Origin of the sequence: Novosphingobium fluoreni, from assembly GCF_014196615.1 — a bacterium.
Classification (GTDB): domain Bacteria; phylum Pseudomonadota; class Alphaproteobacteria; order Sphingomonadales; family Sphingomonadaceae; genus Novosphingobium; species Novosphingobium fluoreni.
In genome coordinates, this window is record NZ_JACIDY010000001.1 from 102,693 (window position 1) to 127,077 (window position 24,385).

Genomic DNA, 24,385 nt, shown 5'->3' on the forward strand with positions numbered 1-24,385 from the left:
CGCGCCCGCCCTTACCCGGCCTTGGGCGTAGCGCGTTCGGCCACGAACCCGGCGACGGCATCATACGTGCCCGTCAGGCCAACGCAGCGTTCCTCACGCTCGAACAGATCGCCGACACGCGAAGGCAGGCCGGGACGCTGCCCAGTGGCACGCTCCACCGCCTCCGGGAACTTCGCCGCGTGCGCGGTGGCCAGCGTCACGATCGGGACAGCCGGGTCGAGCCCCGCCACGCGGGCCGCATGAAGCGCGCACGCTGTGTGCGGGTCGATCAATTCGCCACAATGCTCCCACGCCCAACGGATCGCATGCGCCATCTGGTCCGCATCGGCGCGGCAGCTGGTGAACAGGCCCGCCGCCCCTTCGCGCTGCGCATTGGTCAGTTGCATCGCCTTCGTTGCCTCGAAGCCCGCCATCTGCGCGGACAAGGCCAGGCCATCACGCCCGCCCAGATCGAACAGCAAGCGTTCGAAGTTTGAGGAGACCTGGATGTCCATCGAAGGCGAGGCCGTGGCGGTGACGGTGCCTTGCGAATAGTCACCAAAGGCAAGGGCCCGGTACAGGATGTCGTTGACGTTGGTCGCCACGATCAGCCGCGCAATCGGCAGGCCCATCTGCTGCGCGACGTATCCTGCGAAGACGTCGCCGAAATTGCCGGTCGGGACCGAGAAAGCCACCTCCCGATCGGGCGCGCCCAGCTGCAACGCGGTGGCGAAGTAATAGACCACCTGCGCCATCAGCCGCGCCCAGTTGATCGAATTCACCGCGCCGATGGCGAATCGATCGGTCATCGCGCGGTCATTGAACATGCGCTTCACGATCGCCTGGCAATCATCGAAGCTTGCACCTTCCAGCGCCAGGTTATGGACATTGGGCGCCAGCACCGTGGTCATCTGCCGGCGCTGGACATCGCTGACCCGCCCCTTGGGATGCAGCATGAAGATGTCCACTTTGGCGCGTCCCGCCACCGCGTCGATCGCGGCCGAGCCGGTGTCACCCGAGGTCGCGCCAACGATTGTCAGATTCCGGTCCGAACGCGCCAGGAACTCTTCGAACAACAGGCCCAGAAGCTGCAGGGCGACATCCTTGAACGCTAGGGTCGGGCCGTGGAACAATTCCATCAGCCAGTTCTGCCCGTCCAGCTGAACCAAGGGCGTCACCGCGTCATGGCTGAAGCGGCCATAAGCCGTTTCGCACAGCGCCTCGAGCCGGTCCAGTGTCAGGCTTTCACCGACGAATGGCTGCATGATACGGGCCGCCAACTTCGCGTAAGGCAGCCCCCGCATGGCGGCGATCTCAGCCGCATCGAAGCGCGGCCATTCGCGCGGCACATAGAGGCCGCCGTCGCTGGCAAGACCGGCGAGCGTGGCGCCCTCGAAATCGAGCGTGGGAGCAGTGCCCCTGGTGCTGACGTATTCCATGGCGCCTGCGCCTAGCCGCACCAGCGGCATGGCGCAATGGCGGTGGCGACCGACCTTGGAGATAGCTCCAAACCCGCGCCTATCTACGCAGTCCGTGCTTTGGAAGGCTCCATCGTCGAGCATTCGCCGCGTCGCGAGCACCGGTCGCAGCTTGGGCTTTAGGCCTACAGATCAACATCTTGGGCATTGATTGCGGTGAGTGCCTGCCGCCACCGGGCGCCCTTTCACTAGGCTGATCTACGGATACAGCGCCAGGAACCGAGATTCTACCCCCCGGAGCGGGAAGAAAGCCGCTTTGGGGAATTTCACATGTTTGGGTTTTCAAGACCGCCGCTTGGGCGGACGATGGCGCTCGTCCTTTTCGCGAGCCTGAACCTGATCGGAAATCCGGCAACTGCAACCGCAAGAGGGATGGATAGCGCGTTGGCTCTCGCAGATGCCTCCCTCGCAGGCTGGTCATTGTCGGCAGCCGCAGGGACGATCAGCCCTTTCACCGCGGATACGCCGACTTCTCTCTCCCACTCGCCCGCACTCAAGAGCGATGGTTCGATCGAGCAGAGCGATACCGGTGAGTTTCATCCCGCTCCATCAGCGGCGACAAAGGACGCGTTTCCCCATGGGTCGAACGCGCCCAGGCTGGCGATCGATGACCCAGGGCGGCGCGGCCTCTATCGCGAGCCCCGCCTGTATCGCGCAGAGACGCCTGGCGACATCATGCCGCTGGAGATCGCGTTCCACACGCTCAATGTGATGGATGCCGCATCGACTATCGCCTGCCTGCGGCGTGACGATTGCCACGAGCGTAATCTACGGCCGCAATCCCAAGCCGGTGATGATCATAGGGGCCAAGGCCATCACCAGCGGCGTGCATTATTGGGTGATGCGCACTCTACTGCCTGACCATCCCGGCCTCGCCCGCGCGTTCGGCTGGGTTACCGTCACCATCCAGGGTAGCGTCGTCGGTCTCAACCTGTCGCAGATGTTCTGATCAGCGCGAAGGCGCGATCAGTCGCCGCCGAAGGGCCACGCCGTAAATGACGATCGCCGTCGCCGCGAAAAGGAACCACTGCACCGCGTAGGCTAGGTGGTTGTTCGGTATTTCCGACGGGTCGGGCATGGCATTCGCTTCCAAGCCCCCCAGCGGTGGATCGGCCACCAGACGTGGCCCCGGAGCGATAACCCCGCGCACCGGCCCGCCCTGCCAGGTGCCATGGACGTTGGGATCCCTTGCCCAACCCGTCACGACATCCGCTTGCGTTCCATCCGGCAGGGCACAACGCGCGTACTGCGCCAAGCCCGCCTCGCCCCGCGCGCTACGCCCCGCGACACCGCGCTGGCTCACCACGCGCAAGCACAGCAATTGCGATCGCCGATACAGGTCCAGCGAAGCCACGGACGATCCCTTCGGCCAAGGCACCGGCTGCGCCTGACCGTGTGCCGCCCCATAGCGCGCCAGCAAGGCTTCCTTCTGCCGCAACCGATCCAGTTGCCAGAAGCCAAGCCAGATCATCACCGCCGCTGCGGCAAGGACCAAGATAGTGGGGATGATGGGGATGCGGCGCATAAGTCAGCTCGCATAAAGCAAAAGGGGCAGCCGAACGATTCTCCGGCTGCCCCTTTTGGTGAAGATAATCGAGGTCGGCGATCAGTGCGTCGGGTAGCCCCAACCGCCCCACACGTAGACCGCCACGAACAGGAACAGCCAGACCACGTCGACGAAGTGCCAGTACCACGCCGCCGCTTCGAAACCGAAGTGCTGGCGCGGCGTGAAGTCACCGCGATAGGAGCGAACCAAGCAGACGATCAGCATGATCGTGCCCATCAGCACGTGAAAGCCGTGGAAGCCGGTGGCCATGTAGAAGGCCGAGCCATAGGTGTTCGCACCGAAGGGGAACGGCGCATGCACGTATTCGTAGGCCTGGATGCAGGTGAACAGAACGCCGAGCAGAATCGTCGCCCAAAGGCCCTTCTTCAGGCCCTCACGATCGCCATGGATCAGCGCGTGGTGCGCCCAGGTGACGGTGGTGCCCGAGCACAGCAGGATCAGCGTGTTCAGCAGCGGCAGATCGAACGGGTCCATAACCGCCTCGATCGCCTTGGGCGGCCACTGACCCGCAACTGATTCCGCCAAGGTCGACGGGAACAGCGAGAAATCGAAGAACGCCCAGAACCAGCCCACGAAGAACATCACCTCGGAGGCGATGAACAGGATCATGCCATAACGCTGGTGCAGCTGCACAACCGGGGTGTGATCGCCCGCGTGCGCTTCCTTCACGATCTTGGAAAACCACGCGAACATGCCGGCCAGCAAAATCGCCACGCCCAGCCAGGGCACGAAGTGACCACCAGGCATTTTGTGCATGAGCAGCACCATGCCGGTCGTGAACATCAGGGCGCCGAACGTCGTCGCCAAGGGCACGATGTCCGGCGGAAGAATGTGATAATCGTGTGTCTTGCTACCGGCCATGATGCCTACGTCCCTGTTGATGGCAGTCCACGGCGCACCCGCCGCGAGAGGTTTGCCCAGCCCTTATCTACCTGAAGCGGTACGGTCCAGTGCCTTTGCTCCGCTGTTGATGGCGGGGTGGAAGGTGTAGCTCAACGTGATCTGCTCCACGTCCTTGGCGTCAGGATCGTTCAGGATCGCGGGATCGACGTAGTAGAGCACCGGCATCCGCACTTCCTCGCCAGGCTTCAAGGTCTGCTCGGTGAAGCAGAAGCACTGGATTTTATTGAAATATTTGCCGACCTGCTCCGGCTCCACATTGAAACTGGCAGTGCCGGTGATCGCATGGTCCGAAGTGTTCTTTGCCCAGAACAGCGCCATATCGCGCACGCCGATGGTGATATCGTCAGTGCGCTGCAACGGCTTGAACTGCCACGGCATACCCCGTTCAACATTGGCGTCGAACCGGATGGACATGGTGTTCGCCACCGCCTTGATCTGCGCCGCCTCGTCCTCGGTAACGCGTTGAGTGGTGCCGTCGAACCCCGTCGCCTGACAGAACAGGCGATACAGTGGCACCGAGGCAAACCCCAGGCCAAGCATCGCGGCGGCAACCGCAAGCGCCATCAAGGCGATCCGACGATTGCGGCCGAGGCCGTCCAAGGTCTTGGCGTTCATCGAATCAGCCCATCTTCGCGAGCGAGATCAAGAAGACCAGGATCACGAAGGCCGCCAGAAGGAGGCCAAGGACGTTGTTGCGGTTGCGCCGGATGCGCTTGGGATCAGTTTCGCGACTCATGGCAGTCCCTTACATCGGCAGAAAGCGATCCGCCACCAAAGCGCCAAACAACACAAAGAGATAAAGCACGGAATAGCCGAACAGCTGCTTTTCGGGCTTCATCGTATCGTCCGGCCCGGTCCGCTGACGCAGGCCAACTCGGACGGACAGCGCCAGGAACAGCAGCGACAGCACGACCGCGCTAATGCCATAGATCGCCCCTGCCCCACCGATCCACCACGGCAGCACGCTGAGCGGCAGCAGCAGGACCGCATAGATCAAGATCTGCGTGCGAGTTGCCTTTTCGCCGGCTACGACCGGCAGCATCGGGATGCCGACCTTAGCGTAATCCGACTTTACGAACAGCGCGAGCGCCCAGAAGTGCGGGGGCGTCCAGAAAAAGATGATCGCGAACAGCAGCACCGGCATCAAGCTGATGTGCCCTGTGGCCGCGACCCAGCCGATCAGCGGCGGGAAAGCCCCGGCACCGCCGCCGATCACAATATTCTGCGGCGTGCGAGGCTTGAGCCAGATGGTATAGACGACCGCGTAGTAGACGATCGAGACGGCCAGGATCGCAGCGGCAAGCCAGCCGATCGCCAGACCCATCAGCAGAACAGATCCGGCGGAGATCGCAACGCCGAAGTCACGCGCATCGGTTCGATGCATACGGCCTTGCGGCAGGGGACGTGCGGCGGTGCGCTTCATCCCGGCGTCGATATCGGCTTCCCACCATTGGTTCAGCGCGGCAGCGCCGCCCGCGCCCACCGCGATACACAGGATCGCGGTGAAGGCGAGGACCGGGTGGATCCGCTCGGGCGCGGCAAGCAAGCCACACAGGCCGGTGAAGATCACCAGGCTCATCACGCGCGGCTTGGTAAGCGCGAAGAAATCACGCCAATCGGCCGGGGGAAGACTGCCGCTCGCCGTAAGCCGGGGGTCTGGAGACTCTCCTCCGGTTTGCGGGAGAGATCGGGGAAGGGCCTGTTTGGTCATCAGCAGAACTTCAAACGAGTAGGGAGGGCGACATGCCCTCCCCTAGCCCCTCCCAAGCCAGTCCCGAAGTCGAGTGGCGGGGAGGGAGATTGGCGGAGCCCGGCCCCGTCGGGGCGGGCGCCGTCCATCAATGGTGGCCCGCGTCTTCGATGACAGGCAGCGTCTCGAATTGGTGGAACGGCGGCGGGCTGGACAGCGTCCACTCCAGCGTCGTGGCACCTTCACCCCAGTAGTTACCTTCGGCGCGCTTACCGGCAGTGAAGGCATACAGGATGTTGATGAACCAGATCACGATGCTGACCGCCATGATCATGTAGCCCACCGTCGCGACCTGGTTCCAGTGCGTATAGGCTTCCGCATAGTCGGGGTAACGACGCGGCATGCCCTGCAGACCCAGGAAGTGCATCGGGAAGAAAATCAGGTTCACGCCGATGAAGAAGATCCAGAAGTGGACGTGCGCCAGGAATTCCGAGTGCATCCGGCCGCTCATCTTCGGGAACCAATAGTAGAACCCGGCGAAGAGCGCGGTGACGGCACCCAGCGACAGCACGTAATGGAAGTGCGCCACGACATAGTAGGTATCGTGCAGCACGTCATCCACGCCGCCGTTGGCCAGGACCACGCCGGTGACACCGCCCACGGTGAACAGGAAGATGAAGCCCAGCGACCAGACCATCGGCGACTTGAATTCAAGGCTGCCGCCCCACATCGTCGCGATCCACGAGAAGATCTTCACGCCGGTCGGCACGGCAATCACCATCGTCGCGGCGGTGAAGTACATCTTCGTGTTTACGCTAAGGCCGGTGGTGTACATGTGGTGGGCCCACACGATGAAGCCAACCACGCCGATCGCCACCATGGCGTAAGCCATGCCGAGGTAACCGAAGACCGGCTTTTTCGAGAAGGTGGAGATGATCTGCGAGACCATGCCGAATGCCGGCAAGATCATGATGTAGACTTCCGGGTGACCGAAGAACCAGAACAAGTGCTGGTAAAGGACCGGATCGCCACCGCCCGCGGGATCGAAGAACGTGGTGCCGAAATTGCGATCGGTGATCAGCATGGTGATCGCGGCAGCCAGGACCGGCAGAGCCAGCAACAGCAGGAACGCGGTGACCAACACCGACCATACAAACAGCGGCATCTTGTGGATCGTCATGCCTGGAGCGCGCATGTTAAAGATCGTGGTGATCAGGTTGATGGCACCCATGATCGAACCGGCACCGGCAAGGTGCAGCGCGAAGATACCGAAATCGACGGCAGGGCCGGTCGAGCCGTAAGTCGAAAGCGGGGCATAGACCGTCCAGCCCGTACCCGCACCGTTACCCAGACCACCGGGCACGAACGCCGACATCATCAGCGAGCAGAAGCCGGCAAAGGTCAGCCAGAACGAGATATTGTTCATTCGCGGGAACGCCATATCGGGCGCGCCGATCATGAGCGGGATGAACCAGTTGCCAAAGCCACCGATCGTGGCCGGCATGACCACGAAGAACACCATGATCAGGCCGTGGGCGGTGATCAGCACGTTCCACATGTGAAGCGTGGCGTTGAAATCGCTGGCATCGTCACCGAAGAAAGACGCGACCGCACCCAGATACTGGATGCCCGGATGCATCAGTTCGGCACGCATGATACCCGAAACCGCACCACCGATGACGCCCGCGAAGATCGCGAAGATAAGGTACATCGTGCCGATGTCCTTATGGTTGGTCGACATGAACCACCGGGCGAAGAAGCCCGGCTTATGGTCATGATCGGCGTGACCGTGATGGTCATCGACGTGACCCTGGAAGTGATCTGCGGTGGTGGCCATTTCTTCGGACCTTCGTACTGAATTTCGTTACGCGGCGGGCGACGAGGTCGTCTCGACGGCCGGAACCGCCTCGCTCGCATTGTCGGCAGGGACGGCCGTCTCGCCAGCACCGGCGGCCGGAGCCTGGGCGGTAGCGTCGATCAGCTTCTTCTGGCCATCGATCAGGCCGCCGGGATGACCCAGCACCCAGGCGTTATACTGCGCGCGAGGCAAAGCCTCCACGGCGATCGGCATGTAGCCATGCTTTACACCGCACAGTTCCGAACACTGACCGTAATAGACGCCTGGCTTCTCAATGAAGAGCACCTTCTCATTGATACGGCCCGGAACGGCGTCCAGCTTGAACCAGAGCGAGGGCACGGCGAACGAGTGGATCACGTCGGCCGCAGTGATCTGCAGTCGGATCGGCTCACCGGCGGGAACGACCAGGCGATTGTCCACTTCCATGTGGCTCGGGCCGTCCCACGGCTTGGAGCCCACTTCGCGCACGCCGGCGTTGATCACCGGCTGGCCCGGCAGGTTCAGCATGTACGAGTTGACTTCGAAGTCACCGTTGTCCGGATAACCGTAGGACCAGAACCACTGGTTGCCGGTGATCTTGATCGTCAGCGCCGATTTAGGGGCCGGCTTGTACTGCTTGGCGATCAGGTCGATCGAGGGGACCGCGATGCAGACCAGGATCAGCACCGGAACCAGCGTCCATGCCACTTCCAGGAGGGTGTTGTGGCTGGTGCGCGAGGCGACAGGGTTGGCCCGGCGGTTGTAGCGAACGGCAACCCAGACGAGCAAAGCCAGCACGAATACCGTGATCGCCGCGATCAGCGGGATCAGCACGATGTCGTGAATCCAGCGGCCGTACTCACCGAACGGCGAGAACTGCTTCTGCAGGCCGATACCGCCATCCACAGGCATGCCGATGCCGGGGGTCGGCTTCATCGGGGTGTAACCCGGTGCGGCGGCGTCTGCCGTGGGCCCGCTGGTGTTCAACGGATTACCAGCAGCCTCGACGGCGCCCGCACCCTTGTCCGCCGCGACGGGGGCTTGCGCACCCGGAGCACCGGCAGCTGGCGTCGAATAGGCTGGCATCGGCGAAGCGGCCGCTGCGAACGCCACCTGCGGCAGCGCTACGAGCGCCGCCGAAAGACCAAACGCCTTAAGTGCGCGACTTGCCGCACGAAGGTTGAGACCGGACTTCATTCGTCGTGCTTCCCCGATTCCCTGTGTCGGCGGCGCGGATCACAGCGGACCTGCGCACACCAGATGCGGGGATAAATCGCCCCTTGAGCCGCGCCTATACGCGCGCTTGCCGCGCGTCTCAAGCGCCTCTAGGGGAATTTTTGACACCCGGGGAACCGCCGGAATGCCTTGGCCACGCCCGGCTTCATGACAAGGATCACATTGACGATGCAGGATGACGCCGTTCTTGCCGAGTTCCGCGCGAGCAAGGCTCTGCTGGAAGGCCACTTCCTTCTCTCGTCCGGCCGGCACAGCGCCCATTACCTACAGTGCGCGCGCGTCCTGATGAATCCCGAGCGGGCGGCCCGCCTCGCCACGGCGCTGGCGGCCAAGCTGCCGCACGACCTGCGACGCCAGATCAACAAGGTGGTGGCGCCCGCGATGGGCGGCGTGATCATCGGCCACGAGATGGGCCGCGCTTTACAAGTCGACGCAATGTTCGTGGAGCGACCTGAAGGCACGTTCGAGCTGCGGCGCGGCTTCAGCCTGGAGCCGGGCGACAAGGTGCTGATGGTCGAAGACGTGGTGACCACCGGCAAGTCCTCTCAAGAGGCGATCGTCGCGATCGATGCGGCCGGCGGCGAGGTGATCGCTGCGGCGGCGCTGGTCGATCGATCGGCCGGAACGGCTGAGTTCGGCGTCCCTTTTACCGCTCTAGTCGCGCTGACGTTCCCGACATATGCTGCCGACGAGCTTCCGCCCGAATTGGCCGCACGGCCCGCGATCAAGCCGGGAAGCCGCGTTCAGCCCTAAGCGTCCCTCTTATCATAGAGCATGGAACCCGCGTGACAGCTCCAGCCAGCCCCTTGCGCCTCGGCGTCAATATCGATCACGTCGCCACTATCCGAAACGCGCGTGGTGGCGAGCATCCCGATCCGGTGCGCGCGGCGGAAATCGTGGCCCAGGCCGGCGGCAACGGCATTACCGTCCATTTGCGCGAGGATCGCCGCCACATCCGGGACGAGGATCTGGCGCGGGTTCTGGCCGCCACCGGCCTACCGCTCAACCTGGAAATGGCTGCGACGGACGAGATGGTGGACATCGCGCTCCGCCATCGTCCGCACGCCGCCTGCATCGTGCCCGAACGGCGCGAGGAGCGCACGACCGAGGGCGGCCTCGATGCCGCGGGCCAGCATAACCGGCTTGCCCCGCTCGTCTCTCGCCTGGCGGATGCCGGCATCCGCGTCAGCCTGTTCATCGCGCCCGAACCGCGCCAGATCGAGGCGGCAATGGCGTTGCGCGCGCCAGTGGTGGAATTGCACACCGGCGAATATGCCCATGCCACGGGAGGCGATGTCGCCATCCAGCTAAAGCGCATCGCCGAAATGGCCGCGCTCGCCGCGAAGAACGGGATCGAGCCGCACGCCGGGCATGGCCTGACGTATGACAACGTCCAGCCGATCGCCGCCATTCCCCAACTCGCGGAGCTGAACATCGGGCACTACCTGATCGGCGAGGCGATCTTCTGCGGTCTGGAAGCCAGCGTGCGGAAGATGCGCGAGCTGATGGACGCGGTACGGTGATCATCGGCCTGGGCTCCGACTTGTGCAATATCGAGCGCATCCAGTCCTCGCTGGACCGGTTCGGCGATCGTTTTTTGGAGCGTGTCTTCACCGATGTAGAGCGGGCGAAAGCCGCGCGCCGGCCGCACACGATCGCGGGAACGCTGGCCAAGCGGTTCGCCGCGAAGGAGGCGTTCTCCAAGGCGGTGGGCACCGGCTTCAAGGCCGGAGTCTTCATGAAGGACATCGGCGTCGTCAATGCGCCCTCGGGCGCGCCAACGCTCGCCCTGACCGGCGGCGCAGCCGATCGCCTGCGATCTCTTACCCCGCAAGGTCACGAGGTTGTGGTTCACCTGACGCTCACCGATGACCATCCATGGGCGCAGGCCTTCGTCATCCTCGAAGCGCGTCCCGTATAGGTCCTGTCCTGATGAGCAAGATCAACGCCGAGGCCGCCTTGCCGGAAGACCTTGCCCCCGTGCCCCCTCGAGACGCGCCCCCGACAGAAGCACCCGCGACCGAGCGGATCGACTGGAAGCGCGAATTGCGCGGGCTGGTGCTGATGCTGCTGGCGGTGCTGGGCTTTCACAGCTTCATCGCCAAGCCGTTTTACATTCCCTCGATATCGATGATGCCCAACTTACTGGTGGGCGATCGGCTGGTCGTATCGAAATACCCCTATGGATGGGACTGGTCATCCATCAGCTTTCACCTGCTGCCGCGCAGCGACTGGCGGATCTTGGGTCGCACGCCGGAGTATGGCGACATCGTGATCGTCGTGCCGCGCAATCGCAAGGAGGACCTGATCAAGCGCGTGGTCGCGCTGCCAGGAGACCGGATCGCCGTCGTCAACGGCCAGATCATCCTCAATGGGAAGCCGGTGCCGCAACGGGTGGAGCCGCCAGTGCAGTTGCCCGTCGAAGACAAACTGATGTGCGATTCCGGTGGATACCAGCGCGCCTGCCTTGAGGATTTCGACGAATATCGCACGCGTCTGCCCAGCGGTCGCGAGGTGTACGAGTTGCCCGCCTATCACGAAACATTGCCCAATGGTGCGAGTTACACGATCATCGATCACCTGAACCAGCGACTGGACCATTTCGCTGAGATCACGGTACCGGAGGGGCACGTTTTTCTGATGGGCGACAACCGCGATCATTCCGCCGACAGCCGCATGCCGCTTTGGGGCAATGGCCTGGGCGGACCCGTTCCGCTTTCCGACATCGGCGGCCGGGCCGAGTTCATCACCTTCTCGCTTGACGGCAGCCAGAGCTGGAACCCGCTCAGCTGGTTCTCCGCGCTGCGCGGCCATCGCGCCGGAACATCGCTGCGACCACCACTGGAAGTTTCCCCCTCCAGCGCTGCGACCGCTTCGTGAGCGACCAGGAAAAGCGCCCCGATACCGAAACGGTGATCGAAGAAGGCCTGGCCGGTCCGACCGACATTTCCGATCCGCGCGTGCGTTCCGAAGTCCGGCGGGCGATGGTGTGGATGGGCGTCGCGCTGCTGTTCGGATTGGCGATCTTCGTTTCGGGATCGCTACTGGTGATCTTCGGCGGGATCGTCTTTGCGGCGCTGATCGATGGCGGCGCGCGATTGCTCGGTCGGGTGCTTCCTATCGGTCGCGGCCTTCGTGTAGCGATCATCCTTGTCGCGGCGCTGGCATTCCTTTTGTGGATGATGCAATTCGCCGGCAGTCAGGTGGCACAGCAGGCGGCCCAGCTTCCCGCGACGATCGAGGGGCAATTCTACAAGGGCCTGGCTTGGCTGCGAGGTCATGGCATAAATGTCGATGGCGGCGATGTGCGCAAGCTGGCGCAGCAGGCGATGGGCGGTATCGGACAGGTCACGCGTGCCGTTGGCGGGCTGATCGGTGGCCTGACCACGCTGTTCCTGATCGTGGTGCTGGGCATCTACTTCGCGATCGAGCCCGACATCTACCGCCGCGGCGTCGCCTGGATTCTCCCGGCGGATCGCCGCGACGAATTCGAGCGGACCGCGCAGGAGATGGGGCGTTCGTTGCGTCGTCTGCTGTTCGGTCGCCTGCTGGGCATGGGGGTGGAGGGCATCGCCACCTGGATCATGCTGGAACTGTACGGCGTGCCGATGGCGTTCCTGCTGGGCCTGATTACCGCACTACTCGCCGCGCTGCCCAATATAGGGGCCCCGATTTCTGGCGCGTTGATGATCATGGTCGGTTTCTCCGGCGGGACCGACATGGGGATCTTCACCATCATCGTCTACGCCTTGGTGCAGACGATCGACGGCTACGTCATCGTGCCGATCATCGCGCGCAAGACAGTGGATCTGCCGCCCGCTCTGGTGCTGGCAGCACAGCTTGTCATGGGCGTTCTGTTCGGAATTCTGGGTCTGGCGCTAGCCGATCCGATGGTCGCGATGATCAAGGTGTGGCTCGAACGCACCGCGAAGCATAATCAGGAAGAACAGGAGAACGGCGCGGGGACGCCACAGCGCGCCACCGCCTGAGAGCGGTGCTGTCCCACGTCCCGCCGGATCGCCTGCCCGGATTACCGGCCCGTACTACCCGCACTGCCCTTTCGCTGGGCGCGATGAGCCTCTAAGGCTCGGTCCCGATGGCGCGCAAGTTCTTGTATATCGTGGTCGGCCTCACCGTATTGGTGATGGCGGTTCTGTTCGGGTTACGTTTTTTTGCCGAGGACCTGACCGAGATCGCGTTCGTGCCGTCAGCGGCATTCACTGATCAGCCTCGCTTGGCCGACGCCAGCTATGAAAATCCCGACATGTGGCTGGCCCGCCCCGGCATGGCGAACGACCCCGCACGCTGGCTGCCATCCAACTACGCCGAATTGACGAGCGGCGCGCCGTCGGCGGAGACGAGTAGCCCCGCAAGCGAGGCGGCCACGGCGGCAGATCCCGTCACGGAAAAGAAGGTCGATGCCGCCGTTTTCTTCGTGCATCCCACCGGTTTGGTCAGCCGGACCAGTTGGAACGCCTCGCTGGACGATGACGTCTCTCGCCAACGATCGCGCTTGTTCGTTCAAGGCATGGCCAGTACGTTCAACACCAGCCCAGACATCTGGGCTCCGCGCTATCGCCAGGCTGCGATCGGCGCCTTTCTGACCGATGCACCCCAGGCCACCCAGGCGCTCGACCTGGCTTATCGTGACGTGGCTCAGGCCTTCGACATGTTCGTGAAATCGATCCGCCCCGATCAGCCGATCGTACTGGCGGGCCATAGCCAAGGGGCCTTTCACCTGCGCCGACTGATCCGGGACAAGATCGCCGGAACGCCGCTCGCCAAGCGGATCGCCGTTGCCTACGTGATCGGCTGGCCGGTATCGAATGACCGCGACCTGCCCTTGATGGGGATGCCCGCCTGCAAGGAGCCCACTTCGACCGGGTGTGTGGCTAGCTGGCTTACGTTCGCCGATCCGCCCGAAACCGAGATGCTGTTGCGCGCCTATGCCCGGCGCAAGGGATTGGACGGCCAGGAAGTGGGTGAGAACAGCTCATTCATCTGCGTCAACCCGATCGACGGCCGGGAAGGTGGCAATGCGCCCGCCTCTGCAAACCTGGGCACGCTGGTTCCAGATCTGAGCAACGGCACCGGTGCGCTGACACGGGGGGTGGTACCCGCATCCTGTGGCGCGGACCACCTGTTGCACATCGGTCCGCCGCCGCCCTTGGATCTGGGGCCATACGTACTTCCCGGCAACAACTACCACTTGTTCGATATGACGCTGTTCTGGTCAAACTTGCGCGCGGATTTCGCCCGCCGCGTCGATGCGTTCGGCGCTGCGAGGCGCTGATCGGCTTTCAGTCCAGTAAAGCAGTGACCTCGGCCTGCAGGACGTCCAGATTATAGGGCTTGGGTAGGAAATGTCCTTCCAGTGGCATTTGCTGCGTGGTCGGCCAAGTATCGCCAGACGTGACCAGGATCTTCATATTGGGCCAGCGCTGGTGAACCAGGCGCGCCAGTTGCAGGCCGTTCATGCTACCGGGCATCCGGATGTCGGTGAACAAGACCTGCACTTCGCCGAGCATTTCCAGAATACGCACCGCGTGGTCGGCGTCGTTTGCTTCGATCACCTCGAAGCCGGCTTCTTCCAGGGCATCGGTGCCGACCGCACGGATGATGGGCTCATCCTCGACGAGTAAAACCCTGGTTTTCAATCGCGAAGCCATGCTCATCCCATCATATCACTTGTTATAGTGAACGTTGATAAGCGTGCCGCCGTTCCAGGTGAGAAATGTTTCTGCGAATTTTCCGCAGGTTAACAGTCCGTATACCCCCTGAAACGGCGATGATTCTGCAAATGCTTACAAGGGGTTGTCCAGCTGGATGATCGGCTCGTCGCTGGCCCGCTGTGTGGTTTTTGCCTCACGCGGGGCGGCAAAGCTGGCCAGGACCGGTTTGTCGCGATCGTAGATGTCCGCAAACTTCTTCAGCTGGCCATCGATCGAACGCGCCATGGTCATGTAGGTAATATAGACCGGAAACGTCCGCGTCATCGCCACCTTCTGGTAGACGCCCGCCCGGCTCATGTCGGCGGCCTGGTCCGGCGGCATCTGCGCACCCAGGATCGCCATCGTCATGCCCAGCTCCACCGCGCGCTCCGTGCGGATGCAGCCGTGGCTGAACGCGCGCACTTCGGAGTTGAAATATTGCTTGGATGGGGTGTCATGCAGGTAGATGGCATGCGGATTGGGCATGTCGATCTTCATCAGGCCCAAGGCATTGTTCTTGCCCGGCTGCTGCACCACGGTGATCGAGCCGTCCGCGTTTTTCACGCCCTTGTATCCGTTGGCGCGCGCCCAGCCCGGGCTGCCGATGACCTTGGCCCCCAGCCCTTCACCCTTAACGATCGACTGCGGTACCGTCCAAGTCGGATTGAAGACGACGGCGCTGACAGTTTCGGCCAACTGCGGCGTAGCCGTGCGGCCCGGCTTACCCACCACCGTCTTGTATGTGCGCACGATCCGGTTCTTGACCGTGAGGCGCAGCTGGAACTCAGGCACGTTGGTGATGAGATAGACATCGCCCAGATCGTGCTTCAGCCACCGCCAGCGATCCATGTTGGCGCGGATCAGCGACTTGGTGGCGGCCTGGGCTTCAGGAGTCGAGGCCAGCGCCTGTTTAAGCACGGCATAGTCGGGGTGCGTCGGCGCGAGGCGGTTCACCACACCTGCGACATCGTGCGCCGCCAGGGCATCAGCCATGATCTGCGCAGTCGGCATCTGGTCCTGGTCGGGGTCGACGGCGAACCACTGCACTCTGGCGGTCATCGGCGTGCGCCCATCGCGCAAATCCTCGATCAACCACGCGAAAGACTTGCTGGCGACCTGGTTCAGACCATCGCCCGCACCGCTCGCGATCGCGGCCTTCAACGCGTCAGGCCGGTAATCCTTGGCGAACAGGCCCTCAGACTTGATACCCTGGATCACCGACAGCAACGCATTCGCATCCGCCACCGACCAGTCCAGCACCGGTTCGAGCACGGGCACGGCCTGCACCACGGGTTGCGCGGTGCTGGATGGATCGGCATCCTCCGCAGCCGGCGGCAGCCCCTGGACAGAGGCGGGCGGAGTAGGCGCGGCAGTGCCGGGAGACGTGCTGGGCGCACCGATATCCCAATCGGACACCGACGGCTGCGGCTTGATCCTGGGGGCGGACTTTGCGGACGCGGCGCTTTGCGCGACTGCGGGCTGACCCGCGATCGCGGCCAGGATGAGCCCGCTCATGGTGAAGGCCGAAACGGCCGAACGGCGGCGCTGAGTCATCGAAACCAGGATACGCTCCAAACTTAATCTGTTGCCGAGTGGCTTGTGCCCTACGGCAGATGAACCGCCCCAAACCCGCTTAGATGCAGATTAGCCCCTCCCCGGCAGCAACATCAAGCATTTGTCCGAACCGTACGGTAAATAAAGAGCGGATCGCGGCCGGTCTGGCAAATTTTCCGTGCCCGTCCATTGCGCGGCGGGCCCGATGCGCCGAAAGCTCCGGGATCATGGCCACCACCGCCCCGATCACTCACAGGTTCGCCCCCGTACTGGCGGTAAGCGTGGGCATCGCGCTGTTCAGCGGGATGGATGCGGCCATCAAGGGCGGGTCGCTGGCGGTCGGTGTCTATACGGCGCTGGTGCTGCGCAATATGATGGGGCTGGGCATGATCCTGCCAGTGTGGTTGTTGCGTGCGCGCCGCCGGCCGCCTCCCGAGGTGATCCGGCTGCACATCATCCGCTCCGTCGTGAGCGCAGGGATGGCGATCCTGTTCTTCGTCGCCATCGTACGCCTGCCGATCGCGGAGGGGATCGCCATCACCTTCATCGCGCCACTGATCGCGCTGCTCCTGGCAGGCGTGTTCCTCAAGGAACGGATCCACCGCCGCGCCATTTTCGCATCGCTGCTGGGCCTTGCCGGCGTGGGCGTAATCGTGGGTGATCGCCTTGGCGTGACCGAGGCCAATCCCCAGGTCGTGATCGGCGTCACCGCCGCGATCGTTTCCGCCCTGCTCTACGCCGCCAACCTCGTGCTTCAGCGCAAGCTATCGCAGCAGGCGGGGGCGGTGGAGGTGGCGCTTTTTCAAAACCTGGTGATCGCCGTGCTGCTGGGGCTGGCGGCCCCCTGGCTGTTCGTGCCACCGACTTTGCCCGCCCTTGGCCTGATCGCCATCGGTGCCGCCTGCGGAACGGCGGCGCTTTCCCTGTTCGCCTGGGGATACGCCCGCGCCGAGGCACAAGTGCTGGTGCCGATCGAATATTCCGCCTTCATCTGGGCGGCGCTGTTCGGATGGGTGTTCTTCCACGAACCAGTCGGTGCGGTGACGCTGGCCGGGACCGCCCTGATCGTGCTGGGCTGCTGGATCGGCACGCGGCACGATCCGCAAGGACCGACCGAGCAGACCGCGGTCTAGCGCGAGTGCGATAGCCGCCGCTTCGGCCTCGCAACTCTTGACCTGACGGCGCCAAACGCGCATCGGCGGGGCCGACAAACCTGCTTGTCGCATTGCAGCATGAACCGGCCCTTGGCCGAACTGACGCGGCGGGCCAAACTCCAAGGGGAACACGCCCACATGACCCAGGTCGGACAGGATACTCTCGGCACTCGCAGCACCATGTCTGTGGGCGGCAAGGACATCGCGTACTATTCGCTCAAGAAGGCTTCCGAGAAACTGGGCGATGTTTCGCGCCTGCCGTTCTCGATGAAGGTGCTGCTGGAAAACCTGCTCCGGTTCGAGGACGGTGGCTTCACCGTTTCGACCGACCACATCCAGGCGCTGGTCGACTGGCAGAAAAACCCCAAGACCGGTGACGAGATCCAGTACCGGCCGGCGCGCGTGCTGCTGCAGGACTTCACCGGCGTGCCTTGCGTGGTCGACCTGGCCGCGATGCGCGATGCGATCCGCAAGCTGGGCGGTGACACCTCGAAGATCAATCCGCTGGTCCCCGTGAACCTCGTCATCGACCACTCGGTCATGGTGGACGAGTTCGGCCATCCGCGCGCCGCGGAAGAGAACGTCGAGATCGAGTACCAGCGCAACATGGAGCGCTATGACTTCCTCAAGTGGGGCTCCAAGTCGCTCGACAACTTCTCCGCCGTGCCCCCGGGCACCGGCATCTGCCACCAGGTGAACCTGGAATATATCGCGCAGTCGGTATGGACCTCCACCGATCAGGACGGCCAGACCGTCGCCTATCCCGACACTTGCGTCGGTACGGACAGCCACACCACCATGGTAAACGGCCTGGGCGTGCTGGGCTGGGGCGTTGGCGGGATCGAGGCTGAGGCCGCGATGCTGGGCCAGCCCGTTTCCATGCTCATCCCCGAAGTGGTGGGCTTCAAGTTCGTGGGCGAGCTGAAAGAAGGCGTCACCGCCACCGACCTCGTGCTCACCTGCACCTCGATGCTGCGCAAGCACGGCGTCGTCGGCCGCTTCGTGGAATACTACGGCCCCGGCCTCGCCTCGCTTAGCCTGGCGGACCGCGCGACGCTGGCGAACATGGCCCCGGAATACGGCGCGACGTGCGGCTTCTTCGGCATCGACGACAAGACGCTGGACTATCTGCGCCTCACCGGCCGCGAGGAAGATCAGATCGCGCTGGTCGAAGCCTACGCCAAGGAGCAGGGTTTCTGGATCGAGGCTGGCGCCGCCGACCCGGTATTCTCCAGCACGCTGGAGCTGGACCTGTCCACCGTGGTGCCTTCGCTCGCCGGCCCGAAGCGTCCGCAGGACTGGGTCTCGCTGCCCGACGTCGACGAAGTGTTCAACGCCGACATGGAGAAGATCTACAAGAAGACCGCCACGCGTGTCCCGGTCGAGGGCAAGAGCTTCGACATCGGGGACGGTGACGTGGTGATCGCCGCGATCACCAGCTGCACCAACACCTCGAACCCGTCGGTTCTGGTCGCCGCCGGCCTCGTCGCCAAGAAGGCCGATGAGCTGGGCCTCAAGCCCAAGCCATGGGTCAAGACCTCGCTCGCACCCGGTTCGCAGGTCGTCACCGACTACCTCAACAAGGCAGGGTTGCAGCAGCACCTCGACAATATCGGCTTCAACCTAGTCGGCTACGGCTGCACCACCTGCATCGGCAACTCCGGTCCGCTGGCAGAGCCGATCAGCAAGGCGATCAACGAGAACGGTTTGGTCGCCAGCGCCGTGATCTCGGGCAACCGCAACTTCGAAGGCCGCGTATCGCCCGACGTGCGCGCCAACTTCCTGGCATCGCCCCCACTGGTCGTCGCCTACGCGCTCAAGGGCACGGTCGTGACCGACTTCGTCGACACCCCGGTCGGCACCGGCAAGGACGGCCAGGACGTCTACCTGCGTGACATCTGGCCGACCAACAACGAGATCGCCGAGACCATGGCGACCTGCATGGACCGCGCCATGTTCCAGGCCCGCTATGCCGACGTCTACCGCGGTGACACGCACTGGCAGTCGATCAGTGTGACCGGTTCGGACACCTACTCGTGGCGCGCGGGCTCGACCTACGTCGCCAACCCGCCCTACTTCGAGGGCATGGAGATGACGCCGGCACCTGTGAATGACATCATCGAGGCCAAGCCCCTGCTGATCCTGGGCGATTCGATCACCACCGACCACATCAGCCCCGCCGGCTCGATCAAGGCCGATAGCCCCGCTGGCCAGTGGCTGATGGAGCATCAGGTCGCCAAGGCGGACTTCAACTCCTACGGCGCGCGCCGTGGCCACCACGACGTGATGATGCGCGGCACTTTCGCCAACATCCGCATCAAGAACGAGATGGTCCCCGGCATCGAAGGCGGCATGAGCCGTTACGGCGCCGAAGTGGGCGCGGTCTACGACGTCGCCATGAAGCACAAGGCGCAAGGCACGCCGATGATCGTGATCGCCGGCAAGGAATACGGCACCGGCTCGTCGCGTGACTGGGCGGCAAAGGGCACCAACCTGCTGGGCGTGCGCGTGGTCATCGTCGAGAGCTTCGAGCGTATCCACCGTTCGAACCTGGTCGGCATGGGTGTGCTGCCGCTGCAGTTCAAGGCAGGCGACGATCGCAACTCGCTGGGCCTGACCGGTGACGATAGCTTCACCATCAAGGGCGTCGCCAGCCTGAAGCCGCAGCAGGACGTGGAAGTCGAAGTCACCCGCAAGGATGGCTCCACCTTCACCTTCACCGCGCTGTGCCGCATCGATACCGCCAACGAAGTGGAATACTTCAACAACGGCGGCATCCTGCAGTACGTCCTGCGTAAGCTCGCCGCCTGATCACGGCCTGAGTTCGGCCTGCAAAACCCCGTCCTGCCAAGTGCAGGGCGGGGTTTTTCTTTGTGTAGGCCAGACGCCGCCCTTCCCGTTCGTATCCAGCGAAGTCGGGATACCTCGCACGAGCTCACCCGGCTTCGCCCACCTCGAACGAAAAAGGGCGGCGCCACCGGCACCGCCCTTCTTTGCTCTTGGAAGACTGTGCTGGTCGCTCAGTTGGCCTTCTTGGCCCATTTGCGCCGGCCGATCACGGCTGCCGCGCCCGCCCCGAACAGGATCAGCATCGGCGGTGCGGGCACTTCGTGGCCGCTGGTGCCGCTCGTCCCGCTGGTGGTCGATGTCGTCGAAGTGCCGCCGGAGGTGCTGCTCGACGTCGAGCTGGAAGTCGAAGACGAGGTGGACGAAGACGTAGAGGTCGAGCTGCTAGTGCTGCTGCTCGTCGCACCCGAACTGGTGCTTGTGCTCGTCGCGCCGGAGCTGGTGCTGGTGCTTGTTGCGCCTGAGCTGGTGCTAGTGGCCCCTGAACTGGTGCTAGTGGCCCCCGAACTGGTGCTCGTTGCGCCCGAACTGGTGCTCGTCGCGCCGGAGCTGGTCGAAGTCGTGGTCGTCAGTCCACCGGTCGAACTGGAACTGGAGGTCGAGCCGCCAGAAGATGAGGTGGAGCCACCCGAAGAGGACGTCGAGCCGCCGCTGCTGGTTGAGGTTACGACAACGCTGCCGCCCCCGCCGCCACCGCCGCCGCCGAAAAAGCCGCCGAAGAAGCCGCCACCAAAGCCACCCAGCGGTCCGCCGCCGATCACTACGGGAACGCCGCCGCCACCGCCGCCATAAGCGGGCGCAGGCGGGATGTACGGTGGGGGCAACGGCACCATCGCCATCTGCGGCGCAGGCTGCGTGCAGCACGTACGACGAATCACCTTGCGAACCCGCTTCACCATCCGCGGACGAGCGGTGCGCTTCACCGGCTTGATGGTCTTGACCAGCTTCACCCGCTTGTCACCGCCCTTGACCGAGCGATACTGCCCCTGCTTCGCCGCCGTCTCGGCCACGTGCACGGCGCCGCCGCCGATCAGAGCGCAGCCTGCCGCACAGGCGGAAAGTTTAGCAAGAGCCATCCTGACAGACATAAGCGGTGCTTTCTTCTCTTTACCCCTGGAGAGACCCGTCACGGACTGGCGTCCCGTCGCATCCATCTGCCACACAGAACGCAGAGAGTTCTTAACGGGACAACGGCGTTAACCCCGAATCCACCGTCCCGAAGCGAGAATCGACATAGGTTTCACTACTTAGGGCGCCGGATGTGCCGAAACGGGACTGTGCCGACAGGGACTTGTAAACCATACCGTCGCTTGTAGCGCAGCCGGCGCGGATCAGCCTTCCTCGAACAAGCCGCTTTGTGTCCCGGTGGGCGGGGAGATTCCCAGGTGACGCCAACCGGCATCGTTGAGGCACCGACCGCGTGCGGTGCGGGCGACGAGGCCCATCTGGATGAGGTAGGGTTCGATCACTTCCTCGATCGTGTCGCGCGGCTCAGACAGCCCCGCAGCCAGCGTCTCCACGCCGACGGGGCCGCCGCGATAGATGTCGGCGATCATCATCAGGTAGCGACGATCCTGCGCATCCAGGCCCAGGCGGTCCACTTCCAGGCGCGTCAGCGAATCATCGGCGATCGCGAGAGTGATCGTGTCGCTGCCGGCGACATGGGCGAAATCGCGCACGCGGCGCAGCAGCCGCCCGGCCACGCGCGGCGTGCCCCGGGCGCGGCGGGCGATCTCGGTCGCGCCAGGCTTGTCGATGCCGATGCCCAGCAGTCCCGCCCCCCGGGTGACGACGTGTTCCAGCTCGGGCACGGTGTAGAAATTCAGCCGCACGGGTATGCCGAAGCGATCGCGCAGCGGGGTCTGCAGTAGGCCCTGCCGCGTCGTCGCGCCGATCAGGGTAAAGGGCGGCAAGTCGATCCGCACCGAGCGCGCGGATGGGCCTTCACCGATGATCAGGTCCAACGCGCGGTCTTCCATCGCGGGGTAGAGCACTTCCTCCACCACCGGATTGAGGCGGTGAATCTCGTCTATGAACAAGACGTCGCCGTGTTCGAGATTGGTGAGCAACGCCGCCAGATCGCCCGCCTTGGCGATCACCGGCCCCGAAGTGGCGCGGAAGCCGACGCCCAACTCACGCGCGACGATTTGCGCCAGTGTCGTCTTGCCCAGGCCCGGCGGGCCGAAGAACAGGACGTGATCCATCGCCTCACGGCGCGAACGGGCCGAATCGATGAAAACCTTGAGGTTACCCTTTGCCGCCGCTTGGCCCACGAACTCGGCCAACGTCTTGGGCCGCAGCGCCGCATCGGCATCCTCGGGCTGGCGGGATGAGGCAAGAAGGGGATTGTCAGTCATAGCGCTCGATATCGGCAGGCAGCGTTACCCACGGGTGCCGCCGCTCTTGGTAGACGGAATAGACCGGGGCCGGAAACGTCGGATCGGCAAAAGCGCCTACCGCCACCGCGACCACGGTGGGGTCAGCATCGAAGCGATAGAAAACCGTGGAGCCGCAACCGGGACAAAAGCTGAAAGTGGCGGTGTTGCCCTCATCCCCGATGCGCGACCACTGATGCGCATTGCCGGTGATCTGGACATTTTCGACCGGAAACCGCGCCTGCACCGCGAAGGCCGAGCCACTGCGGCGCTTGCAGTCGAGGCAATGACAGACGGAGACGCGCGCCGGATCGCCTTGCGTGCGAATGCGCAGCTGGCCACACTGGCACCGGGCTTCCCGCTCGCTCATCCTGCCGCCCGCTTCAGCGCGACGCGCACGAGATCGTTGAGACCCGCATCCTCGCCCAGTTCGTCCACCGCCTGCGCCACGGCGGCGCTGGCGACCGGTGGCTTGAAGCCCAGGTTCTGCAGCGCGGAAACCGCGTCGGCTGCGGCGGAGCCGGTGGGGGCAGCGGCGATGGCAAGACCGGAGGCGGTGGGCAGCGCGCCGGCTTTGTCCTTCAATTCGTTGACGATCCGGCTGGCGAGCTTGGGCCCCACGCCATTGGCGCGTGCCACCATGGCGGCATCGCTACCGGCGCAGGCGCGCTGCAGTTCCTCCGTCGTCAGCGCGGACAGGATCGCCAGGGCAACCTTGCTGCCCACGCCCTGCACCGCAGTCAGCAAGCGGAACCAGTCACGCTCGCTGGCGGAGGCGAAGCCGATCAGGCGCATATCGTTTTCAGACACCTGCAGGTCGGTGAAGACCACCGCCCGATCGCCGCGCACACCCAAGGCCTGCAACGTGCGGGCCGAGCAGTGGACCAGATAGCCCAAGCCCTGAACGTCGATCACCGCCCAGTCAGGGCCGAAATCCTCAAATGTGCCGGAGAGACGGACGATCATGGTTTGTTCCTATGGCAGGAACCCCGGCTCCGCGCCAGCCCCGTTGCATGGAGTTAGCCGTTAGTCGTTCGCCTGCTGATCTTCCGGCACATCGTCATCCGGGCCGTAGTACAGCGGGGCGCATTGGGCGGTCAGCACGCCGCCCTCCAACTGGAGATCGTCCTTGTAGGCGTCGGCCACGAAATCGAGCGTCGAGAGGTGGCGATCCTCGAAATACATCTCATGCACGTCGTCACGGCCCGCGCCATAGACGATGCGGCTCACGCCCGCCCAGATCGAGGCCATGGTGCACATCCCGCAAGGTTGCAGCGTGGTGTAGAGCGTCGCGCCTTCCATGCGCATGTCGCCCAGGGCCTTGCCGGCGGCGCGCAAGGCCTCGATCTCGGCGTGGGCAGTGGGATCGCAATGTTCGGCCGTGCGATTGACGCCGCTGGCGACGAACCGGCCATCGCGCACCACCAGAGCGGCGATCGGCGTATTGGCGGGGTCTGTCCCCTTTTCATCCACGGCCAGGCGCACGGCCTCCCGCATCCAATCTTCGTCACGTTTTTCCATGGGCGTGCAACGAGTTGCCAGCGCCACCGTTCCCGTCAGCGGTGGCTGCCCAGCATATTGGCGTGCGTGATCGCCACTGCCAGTGCGTCGGCCGCATCCGCTCCGGCGGGCTTCACGCCCGGCAGCAGGATTTTGAGCATCGCCTGGACCTGCGTTTTCTCGGCCCGGCCCGTGCCGACCAGCGCCTTCTTGACCAGGCTAGTGGCATATTCCGCCACCGGCATGCCCGCGCGCGCCAGCGCCAGCAGGCACACGCCGCGCGCTTGCCCCAGTTTCAGCGTCGATTGCGCATTGGTGTTGACGAACACTTCCTCGACCGCGCCGGTATCGGGCCGATGGGCAAGGATGACGTCGGTCAGCTCGGTATCCAGCGTGACGAGCCGCTCGGCAAGCGAAGCGTTGGTATCCGTGCGGACCTGACCGTTGGCGACGTGGCTGAGGCGGCTGCCGGACTTGGCGACGATGCCCCACCCGGTGCAGGCGAGGCCTGGATCGATGCCGATTATGAGCATTTAGACCAGCGATAATGAATC

24 protein-coding genes are annotated in these 24,385 nt (G+C 64.0%); 10 read left to right on the top strand and 14 right to left on the bottom strand.

The window, feature by feature from the left end; all coding sequences use genetic code 11:
* Window positions 1-11 precede the first annotated feature (11 nt).
* The gene (thrC, locus tag GGR39_RS00445) at window positions 12-1,418 is read right to left on the bottom strand and encodes a threonine synthase (protein ID WP_183615423.1); all 1,407 of its coding nucleotides are present in this window, start codon (window positions 1,416-1,418) and stop codon (window positions 12-14) included.
* 784 nt (window positions 1,419-2,202) lie between these two features.
* Between thrC and GGR39_RS00450 the strand changes: the two genes are divergently transcribed.
* Window positions 2,203-2,406 carry a hypothetical protein gene (locus tag GGR39_RS00450; protein WP_153000875.1) on the top strand — a complete coding sequence of 68 codons (204 nt, stop codon included), beginning with the start codon at window positions 2,203-2,205 and terminating at the stop codon, window positions 2,404-2,406.
* On the opposite strand, the gene GGR39_RS00455 is transcribed toward GGR39_RS00450, so the two are convergent.
* The 6 genes from GGR39_RS00455 to coxB form a co-directional block, all read right to left on the bottom strand.
* The gene (locus tag GGR39_RS00455; RefSeq protein WP_183615424.1) at window positions 2,407-2,982 is read right to left on the bottom strand and encodes an SURF1 family protein; all 576 of its coding nucleotides are present in this window, start codon (window positions 2,980-2,982) and stop codon (window positions 2,407-2,409) included.
* Between the two features lie 81 nt (window positions 2,983-3,063).
* Entirely contained in the window at window positions 3,064-3,885 is an 822-nt protein-coding gene (locus GGR39_RS00460) for a cytochrome c oxidase subunit 3 (RefSeq protein WP_183615425.1), read from the bottom strand.
* Window positions 3,886-3,948: 63 nt separating this feature from the next.
* Window positions 3,949-4,542 (bottom strand): cytochrome c oxidase assembly protein, encoded by a 594-nt coding sequence (locus GGR39_RS00465; protein ID WP_183615426.1) that lies wholly within the window; start codon window positions 4,540-4,542, stop codon window positions 3,949-3,951.
* 130 nt (window positions 4,543-4,672) lie between these two features.
* Window positions 4,673-5,638, bottom strand: a complete 966-nt coding sequence (locus GGR39_RS00470; protein ID WP_183615427.1) for a heme o synthase — start codon at window positions 5,636-5,638, stop codon at window positions 4,673-4,675.
* A 127-nt stretch (window positions 5,639-5,765) separates the two neighbouring features.
* Complete coding sequence (gene ctaD / locus GGR39_RS00475; protein WP_183615428.1) at window positions 5,766-7,454, bottom strand: cytochrome c oxidase subunit I; 1,689 nt, start codon at window positions 7,452-7,454, stop codon at window positions 5,766-5,768.
* A 27-nt stretch (window positions 7,455-7,481) separates the two neighbouring features.
* Window positions 7,482-8,651 (bottom strand): cytochrome c oxidase subunit II, encoded by a 1,170-nt coding sequence (gene coxB / locus GGR39_RS00480; RefSeq protein WP_246388174.1) that lies wholly within the window; start codon window positions 8,649-8,651, stop codon window positions 7,482-7,484.
* Between the two features lie 207 nt (window positions 8,652-8,858).
* On the opposite strand from coxB, the gene pyrE reads away from it, so the two are divergent.
* The 6 genes from pyrE (at window position 8,859) to GGR39_RS00510 (ending at window position 13,983) form a co-directional block, all read left to right on the top strand.
* On the top strand, window positions 8,859-9,443 hold the full coding sequence (pyrE, locus tag GGR39_RS00485; protein WP_183615893.1) for an orotate phosphoribosyltransferase: 585 nt from the start codon (window positions 8,859-8,861) through the stop codon (window positions 9,441-9,443).
* 32 nt (window positions 9,444-9,475) lie between these two features.
* Window positions 9,476-10,213 (top strand): pyridoxine 5'-phosphate synthase, encoded by a 738-nt coding sequence (locus GGR39_RS00490; RefSeq protein WP_183615429.1) that lies wholly within the window; start codon window positions 9,476-9,478, stop codon window positions 10,211-10,213.
* A complete protein-coding gene (gene acpS, locus GGR39_RS00495; RefSeq protein WP_183615430.1) occupies window positions 10,210-10,611 on the top strand; it encodes a holo-ACP synthase in 402 nt (133 codons plus the stop codon). Before GGR39_RS00490 ends, acpS begins: the two co-directional genes overlap by 4 nt.
* 11 nt (window positions 10,612-10,622) lie before the next feature.
* Window positions 10,623-11,570: a signal peptidase I gene (gene lepB / locus GGR39_RS00500; protein ID WP_183615431.1), complete on the top strand. Its 948-nt coding sequence runs from the start codon at window positions 10,623-10,625 to the stop codon at window positions 11,568-11,570.
* The gene (locus tag GGR39_RS00505) at window positions 11,567-12,679 is read left to right on the top strand and encodes an AI-2E family transporter (protein ID WP_343055742.1); all 1,113 of its coding nucleotides are present in this window, start codon (window positions 11,567-11,569) and stop codon (window positions 12,677-12,679) included. Before lepB ends, GGR39_RS00505 begins: the two co-directional genes overlap by 4 nt.
* A gap of 107 nt (window positions 12,680-12,786) precedes the next feature.
* Window positions 12,787-13,983: a DUF3089 domain-containing protein gene (locus GGR39_RS00510; RefSeq protein ID WP_183615432.1), complete on the top strand. Its 1,197-nt coding sequence runs from the start codon at window positions 12,787-12,789 to the stop codon at window positions 13,981-13,983.
* Between the two features lie 7 nt (window positions 13,984-13,990).
* Here the strand turns inward: GGR39_RS00510 and GGR39_RS00515 are convergent, their stop codons facing one another.
* Together GGR39_RS00515 and GGR39_RS00520 are read right to left on the bottom strand one after the other, a co-directional pair.
* Window positions 13,991-14,365, bottom strand: a complete 375-nt coding sequence (locus tag GGR39_RS00515) for a response regulator (protein ID WP_153000876.1) — start codon at window positions 14,363-14,365, stop codon at window positions 13,991-13,993.
* A 129-nt stretch (window positions 14,366-14,494) separates the two neighbouring features.
* Window positions 14,495-15,916, bottom strand: coding sequence for a L,D-transpeptidase family protein (locus tag GGR39_RS00520; protein ID WP_082667942.1), 1,422 nt, complete (start codon window positions 15,914-15,916; stop codon window positions 14,495-14,497).
* A gap of 266 nt (window positions 15,917-16,182) precedes the next feature.
* Between GGR39_RS00520 and GGR39_RS00525 the strand changes: the two genes are divergently transcribed.
* From GGR39_RS00525 to GGR39_RS00535, 3 genes are all read left to right on the top strand, one after another.
* Window positions 16,183-17,088, top strand: a complete 906-nt coding sequence (locus GGR39_RS00525; RefSeq protein ID WP_183615433.1) for a DMT family transporter — start codon at window positions 16,183-16,185, stop codon at window positions 17,086-17,088.
* 159 nt (window positions 17,089-17,247) lie between these two features.
* Window positions 17,248-19,920 carry an aconitate hydratase AcnA gene (gene acnA / locus GGR39_RS00530; RefSeq protein ID WP_183615434.1) on the top strand — a complete coding sequence of 891 codons (2,673 nt, stop codon included), beginning with the start codon at window positions 17,248-17,250 and terminating at the stop codon, window positions 19,918-19,920.
* A 222-nt stretch (window positions 19,921-20,142) separates the two neighbouring features.
* Complete coding sequence (locus GGR39_RS00535) at window positions 20,143-20,748, top strand: hypothetical protein (RefSeq protein WP_183615435.1); 606 nt, start codon at window positions 20,143-20,145, stop codon at window positions 20,746-20,748.
* Window positions 20,749-21,287: 539 nt separating this feature from the next.
* On the opposite strand, the gene ruvB is transcribed toward GGR39_RS00535, so the two are convergent.
* Genes ruvB through ruvC form a run of 5 tightly spaced genes read right to left on the bottom strand, consistent with a single transcriptional unit; the run spans window position 21,288 to window position 24,364 of the window.
* Complete coding sequence (ruvB, locus tag GGR39_RS00540; RefSeq protein WP_183615436.1) at window positions 21,288-22,313, bottom strand: Holliday junction branch migration DNA helicase RuvB; 1,026 nt, start codon at window positions 22,311-22,313, stop codon at window positions 21,288-21,290.
* Window positions 22,306-22,701: a GFA family protein gene (locus GGR39_RS00545; protein ID WP_183615437.1), complete on the bottom strand. Its 396-nt coding sequence runs from the start codon at window positions 22,699-22,701 to the stop codon at window positions 22,306-22,308. The genes ruvB and GGR39_RS00545 overlap by 8 nt, the downstream gene beginning before the upstream one ends.
* Window positions 22,698-23,297, bottom strand: coding sequence for a Holliday junction branch migration protein RuvA (gene ruvA, locus GGR39_RS00550; RefSeq protein WP_183615438.1), 600 nt, complete (start codon window positions 23,295-23,297; stop codon window positions 22,698-22,700). The genes GGR39_RS00545 and ruvA overlap by 4 nt, the downstream gene beginning before the upstream one ends.
* A 60-nt stretch (window positions 23,298-23,357) precedes the next feature.
* Window positions 23,358-23,852, bottom strand: a complete 495-nt coding sequence (locus GGR39_RS00555) for a nucleoside deaminase (RefSeq protein ID WP_183615439.1) — start codon at window positions 23,850-23,852, stop codon at window positions 23,358-23,360.
* 35 nt (window positions 23,853-23,887) lie between these two features.
* On the bottom strand, window positions 23,888-24,364 hold the full coding sequence (ruvC, locus tag GGR39_RS00560) for a crossover junction endodeoxyribonuclease RuvC (protein WP_058736171.1): 477 nt from the start codon (window positions 24,362-24,364) through the stop codon (window positions 23,888-23,890).
* Window positions 24,365-24,385: the final 21 nt, after the last annotated feature.

Excerpts from the sequence above, each read along its gene's own strand:
- GGR39_RS00545 (WP_183615437.1), bottom strand. The coding sequence starts at position 22,701 with ATGAGCGAGCGGGAAGCCCGGTGCCAGTGTGGCCAGCTGCGCATTCGC.
- GGR39_RS00555 (WP_183615439.1), bottom strand. The coding sequence starts at position 23,852 with ATGGAAAAACGTGACGAAGATTGGATGCGGGAGGCCGTGCGCCTGGCC.
- GGR39_RS00525 (WP_183615433.1), top strand. The coding sequence starts at position 16,183 with ATGGCCACCACCGCCCCGATCACTCACAGGTTCGCCCCCGTACTGGCG.
- acnA (WP_183615434.1), top strand. The coding sequence starts at position 17,248 with ATGACCCAGGTCGGACAGGATACTCTCGGCACTCGCAGCACCATGTCT.
- GGR39_RS00470 (WP_183615427.1), bottom strand. The coding sequence starts at position 5,638 with ATGACCAAACAGGCCCTTCCCCGATCTCTCCCGCAAACCGGAGGAGAG.
- GGR39_RS00510 (WP_183615432.1), top strand. The coding sequence starts at position 12,787 with ATGGCGCGCAAGTTCTTGTATATCGTGGTCGGCCTCACCGTATTGGTG.
- ctaD (WP_183615428.1), bottom strand. The coding sequence starts at position 7,454 with ATGGCCACCACCGCAGATCACTTCCAGGGTCACGTCGATGACCATCAC.
- GGR39_RS00455 (WP_183615424.1), bottom strand. The coding sequence starts at position 2,982 with ATGCGCCGCATCCCCATCATCCCCACTATCTTGGTCCTTGCCGCAGCG.
- lepB (WP_183615431.1), top strand. The coding sequence starts at position 10,623 with ATGAGCAAGATCAACGCCGAGGCCGCCTTGCCGGAAGACCTTGCCCCC.
- ruvB (WP_183615436.1), bottom strand. The coding sequence starts at position 22,313 with ATGACTGACAATCCCCTTCTTGCCTCATCCCGCCAGCCCGAGGATGCC.
- pyrE (WP_183615893.1), top strand. The coding sequence starts at position 8,859 with ATGCAGGATGACGCCGTTCTTGCCGAGTTCCGCGCGAGCAAGGCTCTG.
- GGR39_RS00465 (WP_183615426.1), bottom strand. The coding sequence starts at position 4,542 with ATGAACGCCAAGACCTTGGACGGCCTCGGCCGCAATCGTCGGATCGCC.
- thrC (WP_183615423.1), bottom strand. The coding sequence starts at position 1,418 with ATGGAATACGTCAGCACCAGGGGCACTGCTCCCACGCTCGATTTCGAG.
- GGR39_RS00515 (WP_153000876.1), bottom strand. The coding sequence starts at position 14,365 with ATGAGCATGGCTTCGCGATTGAAAACCAGGGTTTTACTCGTCGAGGAT.
- GGR39_RS00520 (WP_082667942.1), bottom strand. The coding sequence starts at position 15,916 with ATGAGCGGGCTCATCCTGGCCGCGATCGCGGGTCAGCCCGCAGTCGCG.
- GGR39_RS00460 (WP_183615425.1), bottom strand. The coding sequence starts at position 3,885 with ATGGCCGGTAGCAAGACACACGATTATCACATTCTTCCGCCGGACATC.
- ruvC (WP_058736171.1), bottom strand. The coding sequence starts at position 24,364 with ATGCTCATAATCGGCATCGATCCAGGCCTCGCCTGCACCGGGTGGGGC.
- ruvA (WP_183615438.1), bottom strand. The coding sequence starts at position 23,297 with ATGATCGTCCGTCTCTCCGGCACATTTGAGGATTTCGGCCCTGACTGG.
- coxB (WP_246388174.1), bottom strand. The coding sequence starts at position 8,651 with ATGAAGTCCGGTCTCAACCTTCGTGCGGCAAGTCGCGCACTTAAGGCG.